The organism is Hydrogenophaga soli, from assembly GCF_054777695.1.
Window position 1 is genome coordinate 177,405 of record NZ_BAAHAK010000008.1, and the last position, 15,193, is coordinate 192,597.

The following is a 15,193-nucleotide window of genomic DNA, read 5'->3' on the forward strand; positions in this document are numbered from 1 at the left end:
GGTGGCGGCGTCAGTCCGCCGCGTTGGGCTCGTCGGGGGTGGACTGCTGCGCCAGTGCGGCGGCGTACAGCACGTTGCGCGGGCGGCCCAGGATCTCCACCGCCAGTTTCACCGCAGTCTTTGTGGGCAGTTCGGCCAGCAGCAGGCGCAGGGTGTGTTGTTCGCGCTCGGTCAGCGCATCGGCGTCTTCGTCGGTTGCAGGGGCCAGCGGGTGCAGCACCAGGGCAAATTCACCCTTGCCGCGGTGGGCGTCGGCGGCCAGCCAGGCGGGCAGGTCGGCGCAGGCCAGGGTGACGATTTGTTCGAACTGCTTGGTCAGTTCGCGGCCCAGCGTCACCGGGCGGGCGCCCAGCACGGCCAGGGCCTGGGCCAGGTCGTGGATGCGGTGGGGCGCTTCCAGCAGCACCAGGGCCTGGGCTCGGGTGGCCAGGGCCTGCACGGCGCGCTGGCGTTCGGTGGTCTTGGTGGGCAGAAAACCCACAAAGTCAAACCCCAGCTCTCCCGCGCCCGAGGCGCTGAGCAGCGTGGTGACGCTGCTGGCCCCGGGCAGGGGCACCACGCGGTGCCCGGCGGCCTGCACCGCACGCACCAGGCGGGCGCCGGGGTCGCTCACGGCGGGGGTGCCCGCGTCGCTCACGTAGGCCACGCGCTGGCCTTGGGCCAGGCGTTCGACCACGGTCTGGGCGGCCTGGGCCTCGTTGTGCTGGTGCAGGGCCAGCAGGGGCTTGTGCAGCCCATACTGCCCCAGCAGCGCGGCGGTGTGGCGGGTGTCTTCGCAGGCGATGGTGTCCACCCGTTGCAGCACCTCCAGCGCCCGCAGGGTGATGTCGGCCAGGTTGCCGATGGGGGTGGCCACCACGTACAGCGTGGCCTCGGGATAATGCTGCTGGCCAGCCGCCTGATGGGCGGCCTGGACCGCCAGCGCAAAGCTGGACGACAACGGGGCTGTGGAGGGCGTGTTCAATGTCGGATTCCGGGACAAAACAGGGCTGGGGCGCGGGGGCGGTGCGCACCACCAAGGCCGTGGGCGACGAGGCCGAGGCGCAGGCATTGTCCCATTTGCAGGCGGCGGGGCTGCGCCTGGTGGCCCGCAACTTCCGCACACCCGGGCGCGGCGGCGGCGAGGTGGACCTGATCGTGCGCGAACCCGACGGCACCCTGGTGTTTGTGGAGGTGCGCCGACGCGCCCGCACCGACTTTGGCGGCGCGGCGGCCAGCGTGGGCCACGTCAAGCAGCGGCGCATTGTGTTTGCGGCGCGGCACTACCTGGCCCGGCTGCGTGACCTGCCGCCTTGCCGCTTTGACGTGGTGGCCATCGACGGGCCTGGGGTGGTGCAGTGGCACAAGGCGGCGTTTGATGCCGCCGGTTACACCTGAGCGGGGTGGGGAACTCGGGGCGTCATGTGCGTCTCGTATCATGCCCGCCTGTTCCTGACTGGAGTGAGTTCATGCCCATCAACACCGTCCGTTTCTCGTCGTTCAACCGTGCCGTGCTGACGGCAGTGGCCGTGGCCACGCTGGGGCTGTCGCTGCAAGCCTGCGCCCCGCTGGTGGTGGGCGGGGTGGCCGCCACGGGGGTGATGGTGGCGGTGGACCGCCGCACCTCCGGCACGCAGCTGGAGGACGAAACCATCGAGCTCAAGGCCGCCAGCCAGGTGCGCGACGCGCTGGGCGACAAGGGGCACATCAACTTCAACTGTTTCAACCGCCAGCTGCTGCTGACGGGCGAGGTGCCGACCGAGGCCGACAAGGCCAAGGTGGAGCGCATTGCCGGGCAGGTGGAAAACGTGCGCTCGGTGGTGAACGAGCTGGCGGTGGCTGGCAACTCCAGCCTCAGCCAGCGTTCGTCCGACACGCTGGTGTCGGGGCGGGTGAAGGCGGCCATCGTGGATGACAAGTCGCTGTCCATCCATGCCTTTGACGTCATCACCGAACGCGGCACGGTCTACCTGATGGGCCGTGTCACCCAACGCGAGGCCAACCGCGTGACCGACGTGGTGCGTTCGGTGTCGGGTGTTCAGCGGGTGGTGCGGGTGTTCGAGGTCATTTCCGAAGAGGAGCTGGCCCGCATCCAGCCCAAGCAACCCGCCAAGAACGACCAGCCCAAGGCGGGCAACTGATTCGAGTCAGGGCCGGTTCACGGCCCTGGGTTCACCGGTGTGCTGCGGCTGGTCCAGACGTTGCCGCTTCGTTGGGCCAACAGCAAGGCTGGCGCTTCCTGGGGGGCGGTGCACAGCAATTGCCCTCCGGGTGCCCAGAATGCACTTTTTCCGGCAGCCACGTAGCCGCCCGTCGGTGCCGCGTGGTTGGCCACCAGCGCGGCAAAACCGTGCTGGATGCAATGGGCCTTGATTTGCGCGGCGTCGGCGTCATACCCTGCATGGCTCCACAGCACGCCTGCTGCGTAGACCGTGGCCCCCGCTTCAGCCGCCCAGCGTGGATGGTCAGGATTCACGGTGTCGGCGCAAATCGCGATGGAAATGCGCTCGCCATTCAAGTCAAAGGACTTCGCGTTGACCGAGCCCGCCGTGGCAAAAGCAGCCTCGCCTGAATGCAGAAACCGCTTGCGGTAGGTGGCGGTGGTGCCGTCGGGCCGCAGGCAGATCGAGCCGATGGATGGCTTGCCACCCTGCGGGCACGCCAGCGGAGCGCCCACCACGAGGGTCATGTGGGCGCTTTGAGCGAGTGTTCGCAGCGGGTCGAGTGCCGCTGCGTCTGGGTTCAGCGCCAGTTGGGCCAACGAAGGCAATTCATATCCCGTGAGCGAGAGCTCGGGAAAGATCAGGAACGACACGCCGCAGTCGGCGGCCGCACGGGCGAACACGAGGTGCTGGGCCACATTGGCGCGGATGTTGTTGGGGATGGACGCCGATTGCGCCGCAGCGAGGGTGATGGATGCCAAGGCTCAGCTCGGCTTTTGCAGCCGTTTGATCAGGCTGGAGGTGTCCCAGCGCTGGCCGCCCATGCGTTGCACGTCGGCGTAGAACTGGTCCACCAGCGCGGTGACGGGCAGGCGCGCGCCGTTGCGGCGGGCTTCGTCCAGCACCAGGCCCAGGTCCTTGCGCATCCAGTCCACGGCAAAACCGAAGTTGAACTGGTCGGCCACCATGGTCTTGCCGCGGTTGTCCAGCTGCCAGCTTTGGGCCGCGCCTTTGCCGATGACGTCGAGCACCAGGTTCATGTCCAGCCCGGCGTGTTGCCCGAAGGCGATGGCCTCGGCCAGGCCTTGCACCAGCCCGGCAATGCAGATCTGGTTGACCATCTTGGCCAGCTGACCGGCACCGGCCTCGCCAATGCGCGTGAAGGCCTTTGAAAACGCCATGCCCGCGGGGCGCACGGCGTCGAATGCGGCGGTGTCGCCCCCGCACATCACGGTGAGCACGCCGTTTTCGGCGCCCGCCTGACCACCCGACACCGGGGCATCGACAAACGACAGGCCCTGTTGCTGCGCCGCGGCGTACAGCTCGCGGGCCACATCGGCGGAGGCGGTGGTGTGGTCCACAAAAATGGCCCCCGGCTTCATGCCGGCCAATGCGCCCTCAGGCCCCAGCACGACGGCGCGCAGGTCGTCGTCGTTGCCCACGCAGGCGAACACGATGTCGGCCCCGCCGCCCGCCGCGGCGGCCTCACGCGGGGTGGCGGCGCTGTGGGCGCGGGCGGCCTCGGTGGCATCGCGCGGGGCCTGGCCCAGCCACGCCTGGGCCTTGGCCGGGCTGCGGTTGTACACGGTGACGGTGTGGCCCGCCCGCAGCAGGTGGCCGGCCATGGGGAAGCCCATGACGCCCAGGCCCAGAAAGGCCACGTGCAGGGCGGGGCAGGCTTCGTAGGTTTTGGCTTGGATGTTGCTCATGAATTGATAGCTGCTTGCGCTTTATTAAAAAGCGCTAGAGGTCAAAAAGGCTTGAAATTTCAGACGATGGACAGGTGCTCGGTGCCCGAGGACAGGTCCTGCGTCTTGGCCCGCTGGCTTTGCAGCTTGATTTGCAGGCGCAGGTCGTTGACCGAGTCGGCGTTGCGCAGTGCGTCTTCGTAGCTGATGTTGCCTTCTTCATAGGCGTCGAACAGCGCCTGGTCAAAGGTCTGCATGCCCAGGTTGCGGCTCTTTTTCATGATTTCCTTGATGCCGCTGACCTCGCCTTTGAAGATGAGGTCGGCAATCAAGGGGCTGTTGAGCATGATTTCCACCGCGGCGTACCGGCCCTTGAAGTCCTGGCGCGGGATGAGCCGTTGCGAGATCATGCCGCGCAGGTTGAGCGAGAGGTCCATGAGCAGCTGCGCCCGCCGCTCTTCCGGGAAGAAGTTGATGATGCGGTCCAGCGCCTGGTTGGCGCTGTTGGCGTGCAGCGTGGCCATGCACAGGTGGCCGGTTTCGGCAAAAGCCACGGCGTGTTCCATGGTCTCGCGGTCGCGGATTTCGCCCATCAGGATCACGTCGGGTGCCTGGCGCAGGGTGTTTTTCAGGGCGGCTTCCCAGCTGTCGGTGTCCAGGCCCACTTCGCGTTGGGTGACCACGCAGTTCTTGTGGGGGTGGACAAATTCCACCGGGTCTTCGACGGTGATGATGTGCCCGTAGGAGTTCTCGTTGCGCCAGTCCACCATGGCCGCCAGCGAGGTGCTTTTGCCCGAGCCCGTGGCCCCCACCACGATGCACAGGCCGCGCTTGGTCATGGCCACGTCCTTGAGCACCGGGGGCAGCTTGAGCGAGTCGATGGTGGGCAAGGTGGACGGGATGACCCGCATCACCATGCCCACCTTGCCTTGCTGGATGAAGGCGTTGACCCGGAAGCGCCCGATGCCGCTGGGGGAGATGGCGAAGTTGCACTCCTTGCTGCGCTCGAACTCGGCGGCCTGCTTGTCGTTCATGACCGAGCGGGCCAGGGTCAGGGTGTGGTTGGCGGTCAGCGGCTGGGGGCTGACCTTGGTGACCTTGCCGTCCACCTTGATGGCCGGGGGAAACTCGGCGGTGATGAACAGGTCGCTGCCGCCCCGGCTGACCAGCAGCTTGAGCAGATCGTGGATGAATTTGGTCGCCTGATCGCGTTCCATGTGTGCAGGTCTCCGGTGTGCGCGTGCTGCGCTCAGGTTTTGCGGCCACCCAGGCGGGCGCTGACCACCCGCAGGCGCAGCGACAGCTTGCGCGCCAGCAGGGCGATGAGGGTGGCGGCGATCTGGGGCTCTCCCGCGATCATGTGGTCCAGGTCTTCCGCGGTGATGACCGCCACATCGCATTCGGAGCGTGTCATGCAAGTGGAAAAGCGCACGCCGCCATCGAGCAGCGACATTTCGCCCAGCATTTCGCCGGGGTTGACGTGGGCCAGCACCAGCAGCTCACCCCACTCCTGCTTGCGCACCACCGAGATGTTGCCGCGCAGCAGCACCAGCATGTAATCGCCCAGTTCGTCCTGCTGCACCAGCTCCCGTTCGGCGGGCACGGTGGTGAACTGGATGTAGGGGGCCATGCGCTCCAGCGTCGCACCGCTGAGCGTCGACATCATCGGGTCGTTCTGCCAAAGCTTGTGCAGCAGGGCCAGGCCTTGCTTGGGCTCCAGGGGCACGGCGCGCACCTGTTGCGCCCGTGTGCCCCAGGCGGTGGGGTGTTGCAGCGCGGCGGCCTCTTCCGGGGGCAGGGCGAAGAAGCGGGACTCTCCGTCCTCGTGGGGCAGGCCTTCTTCGCCGGTGTTCTTCAGCAGGCCAAAAAAGCGGGTCTTGATGGTTTTCATGGTGGGGGCGCTCCCTGCAGGAGCGGAGGTCAGCCGGGGAAGTTTTCGGGAATCTTGGCCTTGGTGCGGGCTTCGGCGGCGCTGATGACGTTGCGTTTGACCAGGTCGGTGAGGTTCTGGTCCAGCGTCTGCATGCCCACGTTCTGCCCGGTCTGGATGGCGGAGTACATCTGCGCCACCTTGGCCTCGCGGATGAGGTTGCGGATGGCCGGGGTGCCGATCATGATTTCGTGCGCCGCCACCCGGCCCGAGCCGTCCTTGGTCTTGCACAGCGTCTGCGAAATGACCGCCTGCAACGACTCGGACAACATGGCGCGGACCATTTCCTTTTCCTCAGCCGGGAACACGTCGATGATCCGGTCGATGGTCTTGGCCGCGCTGCTGGTGTGCAGCGTGCCAAACACCAAGTGGCCGGTTTCGGCGGCCGTCATGGCCAGGCGGATGGTTTCGAGGTCGCGCATTTCGCCCACCAGGATGCAGTCCGGGTCTTCCCGCAGGGCGCTGCGCAGGGCGTTGGCAAAGCTCAGGGTGTGGGGGCCCACCTCGCGCTGGTTGACCAGGCACTTCTTGCTCTCGTGCACGAATTCGATGGGGTCTTCCACCGTCAGCACGTGGCCGTATTCGCTTTCGTTGAGGTGGTTGATCATGGCCGCCAGCGTGGTGGACTTGCCCGAGCCCGTGGGGCCGGTCACCAGCACCATGCCCCGGGGCTTCATGGCCAGGTCGCCAAAAATCTTGGGGGCGTTGAGCTGCTCCAGCGTCAGGATCTTGCTGGGAATGGTCCGGAACACCGCCCCGGCCCCGCGGTTCTGGTTGAAGGCGTTGACCCGGAAACGGGCCAGACCGTCGATCTCGAACGAAAAGTCCACCTCCAGGAACTCTTCGTAGTGCTTGCGCTGGGTGTCGTTCATGATGTCGTACACCATGGCGTGCACCTGCTTGTGGTCCAGGGCATCGACGTTGATGCGCCGCACATCGCCGTGCACACGGATCATGGGCGGCAACCCGGCAGACAGGTGAAGATCGGAGGCCTTGTTCTTGACGCTGAAAGCCAGCAACTGCGTGATGTCCATCCTGACGGTTCCTTGTGAGTGTCCTGAAGGCTTGAAGGGCGTCCGCGGGGCCTGCCCTTCGGGGCATGCGCCATGAACGCAGAATGACGGACCATTATGACCACGATAGCCACCAACCTCCAGCACCAGCGCGAACGCCTTTTGAGGGCGTGTGAACGTTTTGGCCGCCCCTCTGACGCCGTGGGCCTGCTGGCCGTTTCCAAGACGTTTCCGGCCCAAGCCGTGGCCGAGGCCGCTGCCGCCGGGCAAGCCGCGTTTGGCGAGAACTACATCCAGGAAGGCGTGGAGAAGATCCTGGCCTTGCGCGCCCAGGGCATCACCCATTTGCAATGGCACTGCATCGGCCCGGTGCAAGGCAACAAGACCCGGCTGGTGGCCGAGCATTTCGACTGGGTGGAGTCGGTGGACCGCCTCAAGATCGCGCAGCGCCTGTCCGACCAGCGCCCCCACACCCTGCCGCCGCTGCAGGTGTGTTTGCAAGTCAATGTGGATGGGGGCGCGACCAAATCGGGTGTGACGCCCGCTGAGTTGCCCGCCCTGGCCCACGCCGTGGCGGCCTTGCCCCGGTTGCGCCTGCGGGGGCTGATGTGCATTCCCGAGCCTGCTCCTGATTTCGAAGCGGCAAAGGCAGTATTTGAAAGCGCCAGAGCCCTGTTTGACTCATTGAATGCCGAAGGCCTGGCGCTGGACACGCTGTCCATGGGCATGAGCGACGACGTGGAAGCCGCCGTGGCCGCGGGCAGCACCCTGGTGCGCGTGGGGCGGGGGGTGTTCGGGTACAGGCCGCTCAAGGGCTGAGCGGCTTTCAGGCCACGCCACCGCTGCCAGCGCGGTGGGGCAGCGCATCACTCGCAGTCGGAGATGATGATCTTGCAGGCGGAGTTGCCGCACTCTTCCAGGGCCTTGTTTTCGGCCACTTTCTTGGAGCTGCCGTAGCCGATGCCCGAGTACTTGCGGGAGGCCGCATAGGCTCCGCACTGCTTGAACCAGACCGCCACTTTACAGTTGTCGTTGCCGGCCTTCTTGCATTCCTTCAGGGCACCGGCTTTGGCTTCCTGCTCGGAGCTGGCCCCCGTGACATAGCCGAAACCGGGGTCTTTTTCCCCTTCTTCGTCATCGACCGCGATGGCCCCAATGGCCAGGGCGTTCAAGGGCAGGGTGATGGCCAGCATCAGGGCGGCCAGGGTGTGCAGTTTGGTGGTGCGCATGGGAAACCGTGGGTTGAAGGAACTGAAACAGGGGCGCTGGGCCCCTGGAAAGATGGTGGCGACGCGGTCGCCGCCACCATTATGGAAGCAGGGTCTTCGCCCCCGCGTGGTCGTCAACTTTTCCGTTTCTTGCCTTGTTGGATGGCGGCGTCCAGCCGCTGGCACAGCGCATTGAGCACCTCGATGCGGCTCCACAGCTTGTCGTCGCTGGCCACCACATGCCAGGGAGCCAGTTCGGTGGAGGTGCGGTCGATCATGTCGTCCACGGCCCGGGTGTACAGCGGCCACTTGTCGCGGTTGCGCCAGTCTTCCGGGGTGATCTTGTGCTGCTTGTAGGGGATGCTCTGGCGGGCTTCGAAGCGCCGGAGCTGCTCGTCCGAGGTGATGGCCAGCCAGAACTTGACCACGATGGCCCCGGCCTCGGTCATCTGCTCTTCAAAGGCGTTGATCTCGTCGTAGGCACGGGTCCAGGCGGCCTCGGTGCAAAAACCTTCCACCCGTTCCACCAGCACACGCCCGTACCACGAGCGGTCGAAAATGACCGTGTGTTGCCACTGTGGCAGGTAGCGCCAGAAGCGCCACAGGTAGGGCTGTGCCCGCTCCGATTCGTTGGGGGCGGCAATGGGCACCACCCGGTAGTGGCGCGCATCCATGGCCTGGGTGATGCGCCGGATGGTGCTGCCCTTGCCCGCCGCGTCCATGCCCTCGAACACCAGCACCAGCGAGCGGCGTTGGAGTTGTGGCGCCCGCAGCAAGGCGTTGAGGCGGCCTTGCAGCAGGTCCAGCTGTTCCTCGTAGGTCTTGGGCAGCAGTTTGCGCTGGTAGTCAAAGCTGTCGAGCAGGCTGCGGCCATCCAGCGGGGCCGGGGGCAAGGGGGCTGCGTGGGCGGGCGTGGGGGCTGGGGCCTGGGCGGCCTTTTGCACGTAACTCAGCAGGTAGCGCCCGGCGGTGATGGCGCGGTACTGCGGGTCGCTGCCGTCCACCACCAGCCAAGGGGCTTCACCCGTGCTGGTCTTGCGCAGGGCCGTGGCGGAGGTGGACACCAGTTCGTCGTAATGGTCCAGCCGGTTCTTGTCGGCGGCCGTGACTTTCCAGGCCGTCCGGGGGTCTTTGGACAGGGCCTTGAAGCGTTTTTCCACCCCGTCGCGGGTCATGTGGAACCACAGCTTGACCAGCAGCACCCCTTCGGACACCAGCATGCGTTCGAACGCGCGGACGTCTTCCAGCCGCGACTGGAACTGGGCCTTGCTGTCGTGCCCGTGGGCACGCTGGACGATGGGGTCGGTGTACCAGTTGCCAAAGAGGATGCCGATGTGCCCTTTGGGCGGCAACACCTGCCAGAAGCGCCACATGTCCGAACGCCCGCCCAGCACCTCTTGCTGCGCCGGGGTGAGTGCGGCAAAGGCCTCGGTGCGGATGTGGCGCGGGTCCATCCATTCGTTGAACAGGTTGACGGTTTCGCCCTTGCCCGCACCGTCCACGCCATTGACCAGCACCACCACGGCGTGGTGGCGCGACTCCAGCAGTGCGTACTGCGCCTGCAACAGGGCCTGGCGAAGCTCTTTTTCGGCTTCGCGGTAGGCTTTTTTGTCCATCTTGTGGCCAATTTCGGCGGATTCGAACATGCGATGTCTGCGAGGAAGGTGGGGGGATGGGACAGGGCCGGAGGCGGACAGGGCCCCGGGTGATCAGTGCAAGGTGGGCGGGGCGGGGCGGTTGATGCGCAGCCAGAATTCGCACACGTGTTTCATGGCTGCCAGAAACTCACCAAAGTCGGTGGGTTTGGCCATGTAGGCGTTGGTGCCCTGTGCATAGGCGCGGAGCAGATCGGACGGCTCGGACGACGAGGTCAGCACCACCACTGGCGTGTGGCGAAGCCGGTCCGACGCTTTGATCTGGGCCAGCACGCCAAAGCCGTCGAGCACGGGCATCTTCAGGTCCAGCAGCACCACGGTCGGGTCGGGGCTGATGCGGCTGTGGAACGCCCCGCGCCGAAACAGGTAGTCCAGCGCGTCCTGGCCATTGGTCACGTGGACGACCTGCACCTCAGGGCCATGGCGGCTCAGCGCCAGGCGGGTGAGTTCGGCTTCGTCTGGGTTGTCTTCCACCAGGAGGATGGGGGCGGCACGGTTGTTGGACATGTGGTGGTGCGAGGGGCTCTCCGCCCGGATTCTGCGCCCGATGCGGGGCCGTCGTCCACTTGGGGCGTGCTAAGCTGGCCCGCTACCCCCCCCCCCCCAATGTGGAGATGCCCATGCCCGGTTTGTTGCCCGCCGTCGACCCCGATGGCCTGCTGGAGTTCTCTGTGGTCTACACCGACCGAGCCCTCAACCACATGTCGGTCCGCTTTCGCGGCGTGATGACCGACATTTCGGCCATTCTGAAAGAGGTGTACCACGCCCGCTCGGCGGCGCTGGTGCCCGGCAGTGGCACCTTTGGCATGGAAGCGGTGGCACGGCAGTTTGCGACCGGGAAGAATACGCTGGTCATCCGCAATGGCTGGTTCAGCTACCGTTGGACGCAGATTTTCGACATGGGCAGCATTCCCAGCGCATCCATCGTTTGCAAGGCCCGCCGCACCAGCGACGACCCCGAGGCCCCCTGGGTGCCGTGCCCTGCCGAGGAGGTGGCTGCCACCATCCGTGCCGAAAAGCCCGCCGTGGTGTTCGCCCCGCATGTGGAAACGGCGGCCGGCATGATCCTGCCCGACGACTACATCCGCACCGTGACCGACGCGGCCCATGAGGTGGGAGCCCTGTTTGTGCTGGATTGCATTGCCTCCGGGGCCATGTGGGTGGACATGCAGGCCACCGGGGTGGACGTGTTGGTGTCCGCCCCGCAAAAGGGCTGGAGCGGCTCGCCCGCCTGTGCCATGGTGATGTTGAGCGAGCGGGCCCGCGCCGCCATCGACGCCACCACCAGCACCAGCTTTGCCTGCGACCTCAAGAAGTGGTTGCAGGTGATGGAAACCTACGAAAACGGTGCGCACACCTACCACACCACCATGCCGACCGACGCGCTGGCCCGCCTGCGCGACGTGATGCAGGAAACCCGCGACTACGGCTTTGAGAAGGTGCGCCAGGAGCAGATGGCGCTGGGCACCCAGGTGCGTGCGTTGTTCGAAAGCCGGGGCATCCGCAGCGTGGCGGCCGAGGGTTTCCAGGCCCCGGGTGTGGTGGTCAGCTACACCCGCGACCCCGACATGCAGAACAGCAAGAAATTCCTGGCCCTGGGGTTGCAGACGGCGGCCGGGGTGCCGCTGATGTGTGACGAGCCCGCCGGGTTCTCCTCCTTCCGTGTGGGGCTGTTTGGCTTGGAAAAACTGCACAACGTGGACCGCACCGTGGGGCACCTGGCCGCGGCGCTGGACCGCATGGGCGTGACGCCATGACCTCCCGTGCCCCCCTGCCCCGTTACTCGTTTGGCGAAGAACTGGCCAACAGTCTGACCCATGGGGTGGGCATCGTGCTGGCCATTGCGGGGCTGGCGGTGCTCACCGGATTTGCCGCCGTTCGGGGCGGTGCGTTGGATGTGGTGGCCAGCGCGGTGTTCGCGTTCACGCTCATCCTTTGCTACACCACGTCCACGCTGTACCACGCCATTCCCATGGACAACATCCGCCATGTGCTGCGGGCGCTGGACCATTCGGCCATCTTTTTGCTGATCGCGGGCACCTACACACCCTTCATGCTGCTCAGCCTGGGCGGTGTGCTGGGATGGAGCATGCTGGCGCTGATCTGGACGTTGGCGGTGGCCGGGGTGGTGCTGCGGCTGGTGCTGAAGGGACGCCACCATGGCTGGGTGGTGGCCCTGTACGTGGCCATGGGCTGGGCGGTGCTGGGGGCCATCAAGCCGCTGGTGGCCGCGCTGGGCACCGGGGGCGTGGTGCTGCTGGCCGCGGGTGGCGTGGCGTACACGCTGGGGGTGGTGTTCTACAAGTGGAAGTCGCTACCCTACAGCCACGCGGTGTGGCACGGCTTTGTGCTGCTGGGCAGCGCACTGCACTTCTTTGCGGTGCTGTTCTACGTGCTGCCCGACTGACCTGACGGGCGCCAAGGCGGCCTTCAGAACCGCTCCAGTTCCGGGTGCTTGAGGGTTCCGGCCCGCACCAGCATCTTGCCGTACTCGGCACAGCGGTGTTTGGTGGGGATGACCTTGCCGGGGTTCAACAACCCGGCGGGGTCAAAGGCGCGCTTCACACCGAACATAGCCTCGTTCTCCTGGTCTGAGAACTGCACACACATGCTGTTGAGCTTTTCCACGCCCACGCCGTGTTCACCGGTGACGGTGCCGCCCATGGCCACGCTGGTCTCCAGGATGTCGGCGCCGAACAGCTCACAACGGTGCAGCTGGTCGGGGTCGTTGGCATCGAACAGGATCAGCGGGTGCAGGTTGCCGTCGCCCGCGTGGAACACGTTGCAGCAGCGCAGCTGGTACTTTTGCTCCATGGCGGCAATGGCGTCCAGGATGTCGGCCAGGCGCTTGCGCGGAATGGTGCTGTCCATGCACATGTAGTCGGGGCTGATGCGCCCGCTGGCCGGAAAGGCGTTCTTGCGTCCGCTCCAGAACCGAAGGCGTTCGGCCTCGCTCTGGCTGACGGCAATGGCCGTGGCCCCGGCCCCGCGCAGCACCTCGCTCATGCGGCCGATTTCTTCTTCCACCTCTTCCGGGGTGCCGTCGCTTTCGCACAGCAGGATGGCGGCGGCGTTCAGGTCGTACCCGGCGTGCACAAAGTCCTCCACCGCAGCGGTCATGGGCTTGTCCATCATCTCCAACCCGGCGGGGATGATGCCGGCGGCAATCACCGCGGCCACGGCGTCGCCCGCTTTGCGCACGTCGTCAAAGCTGGCCATGATGCAGCGGGCCAGCTGGGGCTTGGGCACCAGCTTCACCGTGACCTCGGTGGTGACGGCCAGCATGCCCTCGCTGCCGATCAGGATGGACAACAGGTCCAGCCCCGGTGCGTCCAGCGCATCGGCCCCGAACTCGACGGGCTCGCCTTCGACGGTGAAGCCCTTGACCTTGACGATGTTGTGCACCGTCAGCCCGTACTTCAGGCAGTGCACGCCGCCCGAGTTTTCGGCCACGTTGCCGCCGATGGTGCAGGCGATCTGGCTGCTGGGGTCGGGCGCGTAGTACAGCCCGTGCGGCGCGGCGGCTTCGCTGATGGCCAGGTTGCGCACCCCGGCCTGCACCACGGCGGTGCGGCTGACGGGGTCCACCTTCAGGATGCGGTTGAACTTGGCCAGGCTCAGCGTCACCCCGCGTTCGTGTGGCATGGCGCCGCCCGACAGGCCGGTGCCCGCGCCGCGGGCCACCACCGGCACCCCCAGCGCATGGCAGGCCTGGAGCACGGCGGCCACTTCGGCTTCGGTCTCGGGCAGGGCCACGGCCAGCGGGCGCTGGCGGTAGGCGGTGAGGCCGTCGCACTCGTAGGGCACGGTGTCTTCGGCGTGATGCAGCAGCGCATGTGAAGGTAAAAGTGGCTCTAGCGCTTTTATTACCTTGTTGATGTGCTCTCTATTCAGGAGTTGTTCCATGTGGGGTCGGCGGCCATGGTTGGGGTGAGAACCCGATCAGTGTAGGCATCGGGTGGGATGGCGGTGTGAAGAAATCTGCATCGGTTTTTGATTTCACGCAATGCGCAGGCCGCACAGGCGTCTTGAAATTTCGGATGGTTCCCGGCACATGGGGCCTACACAGCGAGGCGCTGTGCATGTTTGTGGTTCAACCATGGAGGCATGACATGAATCAACTCATCACCCGTTCCGGCCTGCTCGACGACTTTTTCCGCGATGTGGCCCCAGGCTTTTTCGTCAAACCCCTGCACGGTGATCCGTTGCCGTCGCAGATCAAGGTGGATGTGTCGGAAACGCCCCAGGCGTACGTGCTCAAGGCCGATCTGCCTGGCGTCCAGAAGGAGGACATCCACGTCCATGTGGAGGGCAACTTGGTGTCTTTGAGTGCCGAGGTGCGCCAGGAAGATCGACAGACCGATGGCGAAAAGGTGTTGCGCAGCGAGCGTTATGTGGGCAGCGTGGCCCGCAATTTTCAGTTGCCGCAAGACCTCGACCCTGCCCAGGCCAAGGCGAAGTTCGACAACGGTGTGCTGACGCTCACCCTGCCCAAGAAACAGGCGTCGGGTGGACAGAAGTTGGCCATCGAGTGATGGCGGGGGTCAACTGACCGCCTGACGCAGCCATTCGGCAAACGCCGCGCATTCCCACCGGTCCATGGTGCCCGTGCGCCAGCACAGGTGGTGGGCGTGGGGGCTGGGCACGTTGCGCCGGAACAGCTTGACCAGCGTGCCTTGCTCCAGCCACGGGGCGCCCAAGCGCAGCCGCACCAGGCCCACGCCCATGCCAGCGGCCGCGCCGTCGCACATCAGGCCAATGTCGTTGAACGTGGAGCCTTCGGTGGGTTCGGCCCAATCCAGGTCGTGGGCCGCGAACCAGGTGCGCCAAGGCTCCAGCGGGCTGCGCAGCAAAGGCATGCCTTCGAGGTCTGCGGCGGTGTCGAATGGGCCATGTTGGTGCACGAACGCCGGGGAGGCCATGGGCGTCACCTCGTCCTTGAACAGGCACACGTGTTCCACGTCGGCATAGCGGCCCGTGCCGAAGCGGATGGTGAGGTCGGCGTCTTCGGCCACCACGTCCAGCAGCGGGATGCTGACCTGCAGGGTCAGGTCGATTTCCGGGTAGGCCTCGGTGAACTGCCTGAGCTTGGGCATCAGGATGGAGCGCGCAAAGGTCGGGGTGACCGCCACCCTCAGCTTGCGACGCCCCGGCGCGGCGCCGCGGGAGGGAAAACGCTCCAGGCTGGCCAGCCCCTCGCGCACATGGGCCAGGTACTCGCTGCCCTCGCTGGTCAAGGAGAAATCCGCGCGTCCAAACAGACGGGTGCCAATGATCTGTTCCAGTTGCCGCACCCGATGGCTCACGGCGCTGGGGGTCACGCACAACTCATCGGCGGCCTGCGTCACGCTGCGCAACCGCGCCAGGGCTTCAAACGTCAGCAGGCATTGGATGGGGGGGATGCGAGCGGTCATCGTTCTGCATTGCGCATCAGGCAAAGTAACTGGGCACAAGAAATGCTTAAGCCTGGGTGGCTCAGGGGGTTGCAGTGTGTCACAGCCTGGGGCGGCGCGGGTGTTGCGCCTCGCTGCAGGGAAAACACCTGCTCCACAGAGGGC

17 protein-coding genes are annotated in these 15,193 nt (G+C 66.0%); 6 read left to right on the top strand and 11 right to left on the bottom strand.

Translation table 11 applies throughout. The features are described from left to right. Positions 1-10: 10 nt before the first annotated feature. Entirely contained in the window at positions 11-940 is a 930-nt protein-coding gene (gene rsmI, locus ACYVB7_RS15205; protein ID WP_460509328.1) for a 16S rRNA (cytidine(1402)-2'-O)-methyltransferase, read from the bottom strand. 23 nt (positions 941-963) lie between these two features. Here rsmI and ACYVB7_RS15210 point away from each other — a divergent pair, with 23 nt between their 5' ends. Then, entirely contained in the window at positions 964-1,377 is a 414-nt protein-coding gene (locus tag ACYVB7_RS15210) for a YraN family protein (protein ID WP_460509239.1), read from the top strand. A gap of 71 nt (positions 1,378-1,448) precedes the next feature. Beyond that, on the top strand, positions 1,449-2,120 hold the full coding sequence (locus tag ACYVB7_RS15215) for a BON domain-containing protein (RefSeq protein ID WP_460509241.1): 672 nt from the start codon (positions 1,449-1,451) through the stop codon (positions 2,118-2,120). 17 nt (positions 2,121-2,137) lie between these two features. Here ACYVB7_RS15215 and ACYVB7_RS15220 read toward each other — a convergent pair whose 3' ends face one another. Genes ACYVB7_RS15220 through ACYVB7_RS15240 form a run of 5 tightly spaced genes read right to left on the bottom strand, consistent with a single transcriptional unit; the run spans position 2,138 to position 6,919 of the window. Next, on the bottom strand, positions 2,138-2,902 hold the full coding sequence (locus ACYVB7_RS15220) for a carbon-nitrogen hydrolase family protein (RefSeq protein WP_460509242.1): 765 nt from the start codon (positions 2,900-2,902) through the stop codon (positions 2,138-2,140). A gap of 3 nt (positions 2,903-2,905) precedes the next feature. Next, on the bottom strand, positions 2,906-3,850 hold the full coding sequence (locus ACYVB7_RS15225; RefSeq protein ID WP_460509244.1) for an NAD(P)-dependent oxidoreductase: 945 nt from the start codon (positions 3,848-3,850) through the stop codon (positions 2,906-2,908). A gap of 59 nt (positions 3,851-3,909) precedes the next feature. Beyond that, complete coding sequence (locus tag ACYVB7_RS15230) at positions 3,910-5,046, bottom strand: PilT/PilU family type 4a pilus ATPase (protein WP_460509245.1); 1,137 nt, start codon at positions 5,044-5,046, stop codon at positions 3,910-3,912. Positions 5,047-5,078: 32 nt separating this feature from the next. Further along, positions 5,079-5,720 carry a Crp/Fnr family transcriptional regulator gene (locus tag ACYVB7_RS15235; protein WP_460509246.1) on the bottom strand — a complete coding sequence of 214 codons (642 nt, stop codon included), beginning with the start codon at positions 5,718-5,720 and terminating at the stop codon, positions 5,079-5,081. Between the two features lie 29 nt (positions 5,721-5,749). Next, entirely contained in the window at positions 5,750-6,919 is a 1,170-nt protein-coding gene (locus tag ACYVB7_RS15240) for a type IV pilus twitching motility protein PilT (protein WP_460509247.1), read from the bottom strand. Here ACYVB7_RS15240 and ACYVB7_RS15245 point away from each other — a divergent pair. After that, positions 6,890-7,591, top strand: coding sequence for a pyridoxal phosphate-binding protein (locus ACYVB7_RS15245; protein ID WP_460509248.1), 702 nt, complete (start codon positions 6,890-6,892; stop codon positions 7,589-7,591). The genes ACYVB7_RS15240 and ACYVB7_RS15245 overlap by 30 nt on opposite strands. Before the next feature lie 47 nt (positions 7,592-7,638). On the opposite strand, the gene ACYVB7_RS15250 is transcribed toward ACYVB7_RS15245, so the two are convergent. The 3 genes from ACYVB7_RS15250 to ACYVB7_RS15260 form a co-directional block, all read right to left on the bottom strand. Beyond that, positions 7,639-8,001 carry a DUF4189 domain-containing protein gene (locus tag ACYVB7_RS15250; protein ID WP_460509249.1) on the bottom strand — a complete coding sequence of 121 codons (363 nt, stop codon included), beginning with the start codon at positions 7,999-8,001 and terminating at the stop codon, positions 7,639-7,641. 113 nt (positions 8,002-8,114) lie between these two features. Continuing rightward, on the bottom strand, positions 8,115-9,626 hold the full coding sequence (pap, locus tag ACYVB7_RS15255) for a polyphosphate:AMP phosphotransferase (RefSeq protein ID WP_460509250.1): 1,512 nt from the start codon (positions 9,624-9,626) through the stop codon (positions 8,115-8,117). A 63-nt stretch (positions 9,627-9,689) separates the two neighbouring features. Next, positions 9,690-10,142, bottom strand: coding sequence for a response regulator (locus tag ACYVB7_RS15260; protein WP_460509252.1), 453 nt, complete (start codon positions 10,140-10,142; stop codon positions 9,690-9,692). A gap of 113 nt (positions 10,143-10,255) precedes the next feature. Between ACYVB7_RS15260 and ACYVB7_RS15265 the strand changes: the two genes are divergently transcribed. Both ACYVB7_RS15265 and trhA read left to right on the top strand, forming a co-directional pair. Next, positions 10,256-11,392 (top strand): aminotransferase class V-fold PLP-dependent enzyme, encoded by a 1,137-nt coding sequence (locus ACYVB7_RS15265; protein ID WP_460509253.1) that lies wholly within the window; start codon positions 10,256-10,258, stop codon positions 11,390-11,392. Beyond that, a complete protein-coding gene (trhA, locus tag ACYVB7_RS15270) occupies positions 11,389-12,042 on the top strand; it encodes a PAQR family membrane homeostasis protein (protein WP_460509254.1) in 654 nt (217 codons plus the stop codon). The genes ACYVB7_RS15265 and trhA overlap by 4 nt, the downstream gene beginning before the upstream one ends. A gap of 23 nt (positions 12,043-12,065) precedes the next feature. Here the strand turns inward: trhA and ACYVB7_RS15275 are convergent, their stop codons facing one another. Then, positions 12,066-13,541, bottom strand: coding sequence for an FAD-binding oxidoreductase (locus tag ACYVB7_RS15275; protein ID WP_460509255.1), 1,476 nt, complete (start codon positions 13,539-13,541; stop codon positions 12,066-12,068). Between the two features lie 206 nt (positions 13,542-13,747). Between ACYVB7_RS15275 and ACYVB7_RS15280 the strand changes: the two genes are divergently transcribed. Further along, positions 13,748-14,170, top strand: a complete 423-nt coding sequence (locus ACYVB7_RS15280) for an Hsp20/alpha crystallin family protein (RefSeq protein ID WP_460509256.1) — start codon at positions 13,748-13,750, stop codon at positions 14,168-14,170. A 9-nt stretch (positions 14,171-14,179) separates the two neighbouring features. Here the strand turns inward: ACYVB7_RS15280 and ACYVB7_RS15285 are convergent, their stop codons facing one another. Next, positions 14,180-15,049 carry a LysR family transcriptional regulator gene (locus ACYVB7_RS15285; protein WP_460509257.1) on the bottom strand — a complete coding sequence of 290 codons (870 nt, stop codon included), beginning with the start codon at positions 15,047-15,049 and terminating at the stop codon, positions 14,180-14,182. Positions 15,050-15,193: the final 144 nt, after the last annotated feature.

Coding starts and splice junctions, on each gene's coding strand:
- ACYVB7_RS15215 (WP_460509241.1), top strand. CDS start 1,449: ATGCCCATCAACACCGTCCGTTTCTCGTCGTTCAACCGTGCCGTGCTG.
- ACYVB7_RS15250 (WP_460509249.1), bottom strand. CDS start 8,001: ATGCGCACCACCAAACTGCACACCCTGGCCGCCCTGATGCTGGCCATC.
- ACYVB7_RS15260 (WP_460509252.1), bottom strand. CDS start 10,142: ATGTCCAACAACCGTGCCGCCCCCATCCTCCTGGTGGAAGACAACCCA.
- ACYVB7_RS15225 (WP_460509244.1), bottom strand. CDS start 3,850: ATGAGCAACATCCAAGCCAAAACCTACGAAGCCTGCCCCGCCCTGCAC.
- ACYVB7_RS15235 (WP_460509246.1), bottom strand. CDS start 5,720: ATGAAAACCATCAAGACCCGCTTTTTTGGCCTGCTGAAGAACACCGGC.
- ACYVB7_RS15265 (WP_460509253.1), top strand. CDS start 10,256: ATGCCCGGTTTGTTGCCCGCCGTCGACCCCGATGGCCTGCTGGAGTTC.
- pap (WP_460509250.1), bottom strand. CDS start 9,626: ATGTTCGAATCCGCCGAAATTGGCCACAAGATGGACAAAAAAGCCTAC.
- ACYVB7_RS15245 (WP_460509248.1), top strand. CDS start 6,890: ATGACCACGATAGCCACCAACCTCCAGCACCAGCGCGAACGCCTTTTG.
- ACYVB7_RS15230 (WP_460509245.1), bottom strand. CDS start 5,046: ATGGAACGCGATCAGGCGACCAAATTCATCCACGATCTGCTCAAGCTG.
- ACYVB7_RS15285 (WP_460509257.1), bottom strand. CDS start 15,049: ATGACCGCTCGCATCCCCCCCATCCAATGCCTGCTGACGTTTGAAGCC.
- ACYVB7_RS15210 (WP_460509239.1), top strand. CDS start 964: ATGTCGGATTCCGGGACAAAACAGGGCTGGGGCGCGGGGGCGGTGCGC.
- trhA (WP_460509254.1), top strand. CDS start 11,389: ATGACCTCCCGTGCCCCCCTGCCCCGTTACTCGTTTGGCGAAGAACTG.
- ACYVB7_RS15275 (WP_460509255.1), bottom strand. CDS start 13,541: ATGGAACAACTCCTGAATAGAGAGCACATCAACAAGGTAATAAAAGCG.
- ACYVB7_RS15280 (WP_460509256.1), top strand. CDS start 13,748: ATGAATCAACTCATCACCCGTTCCGGCCTGCTCGACGACTTTTTCCGC.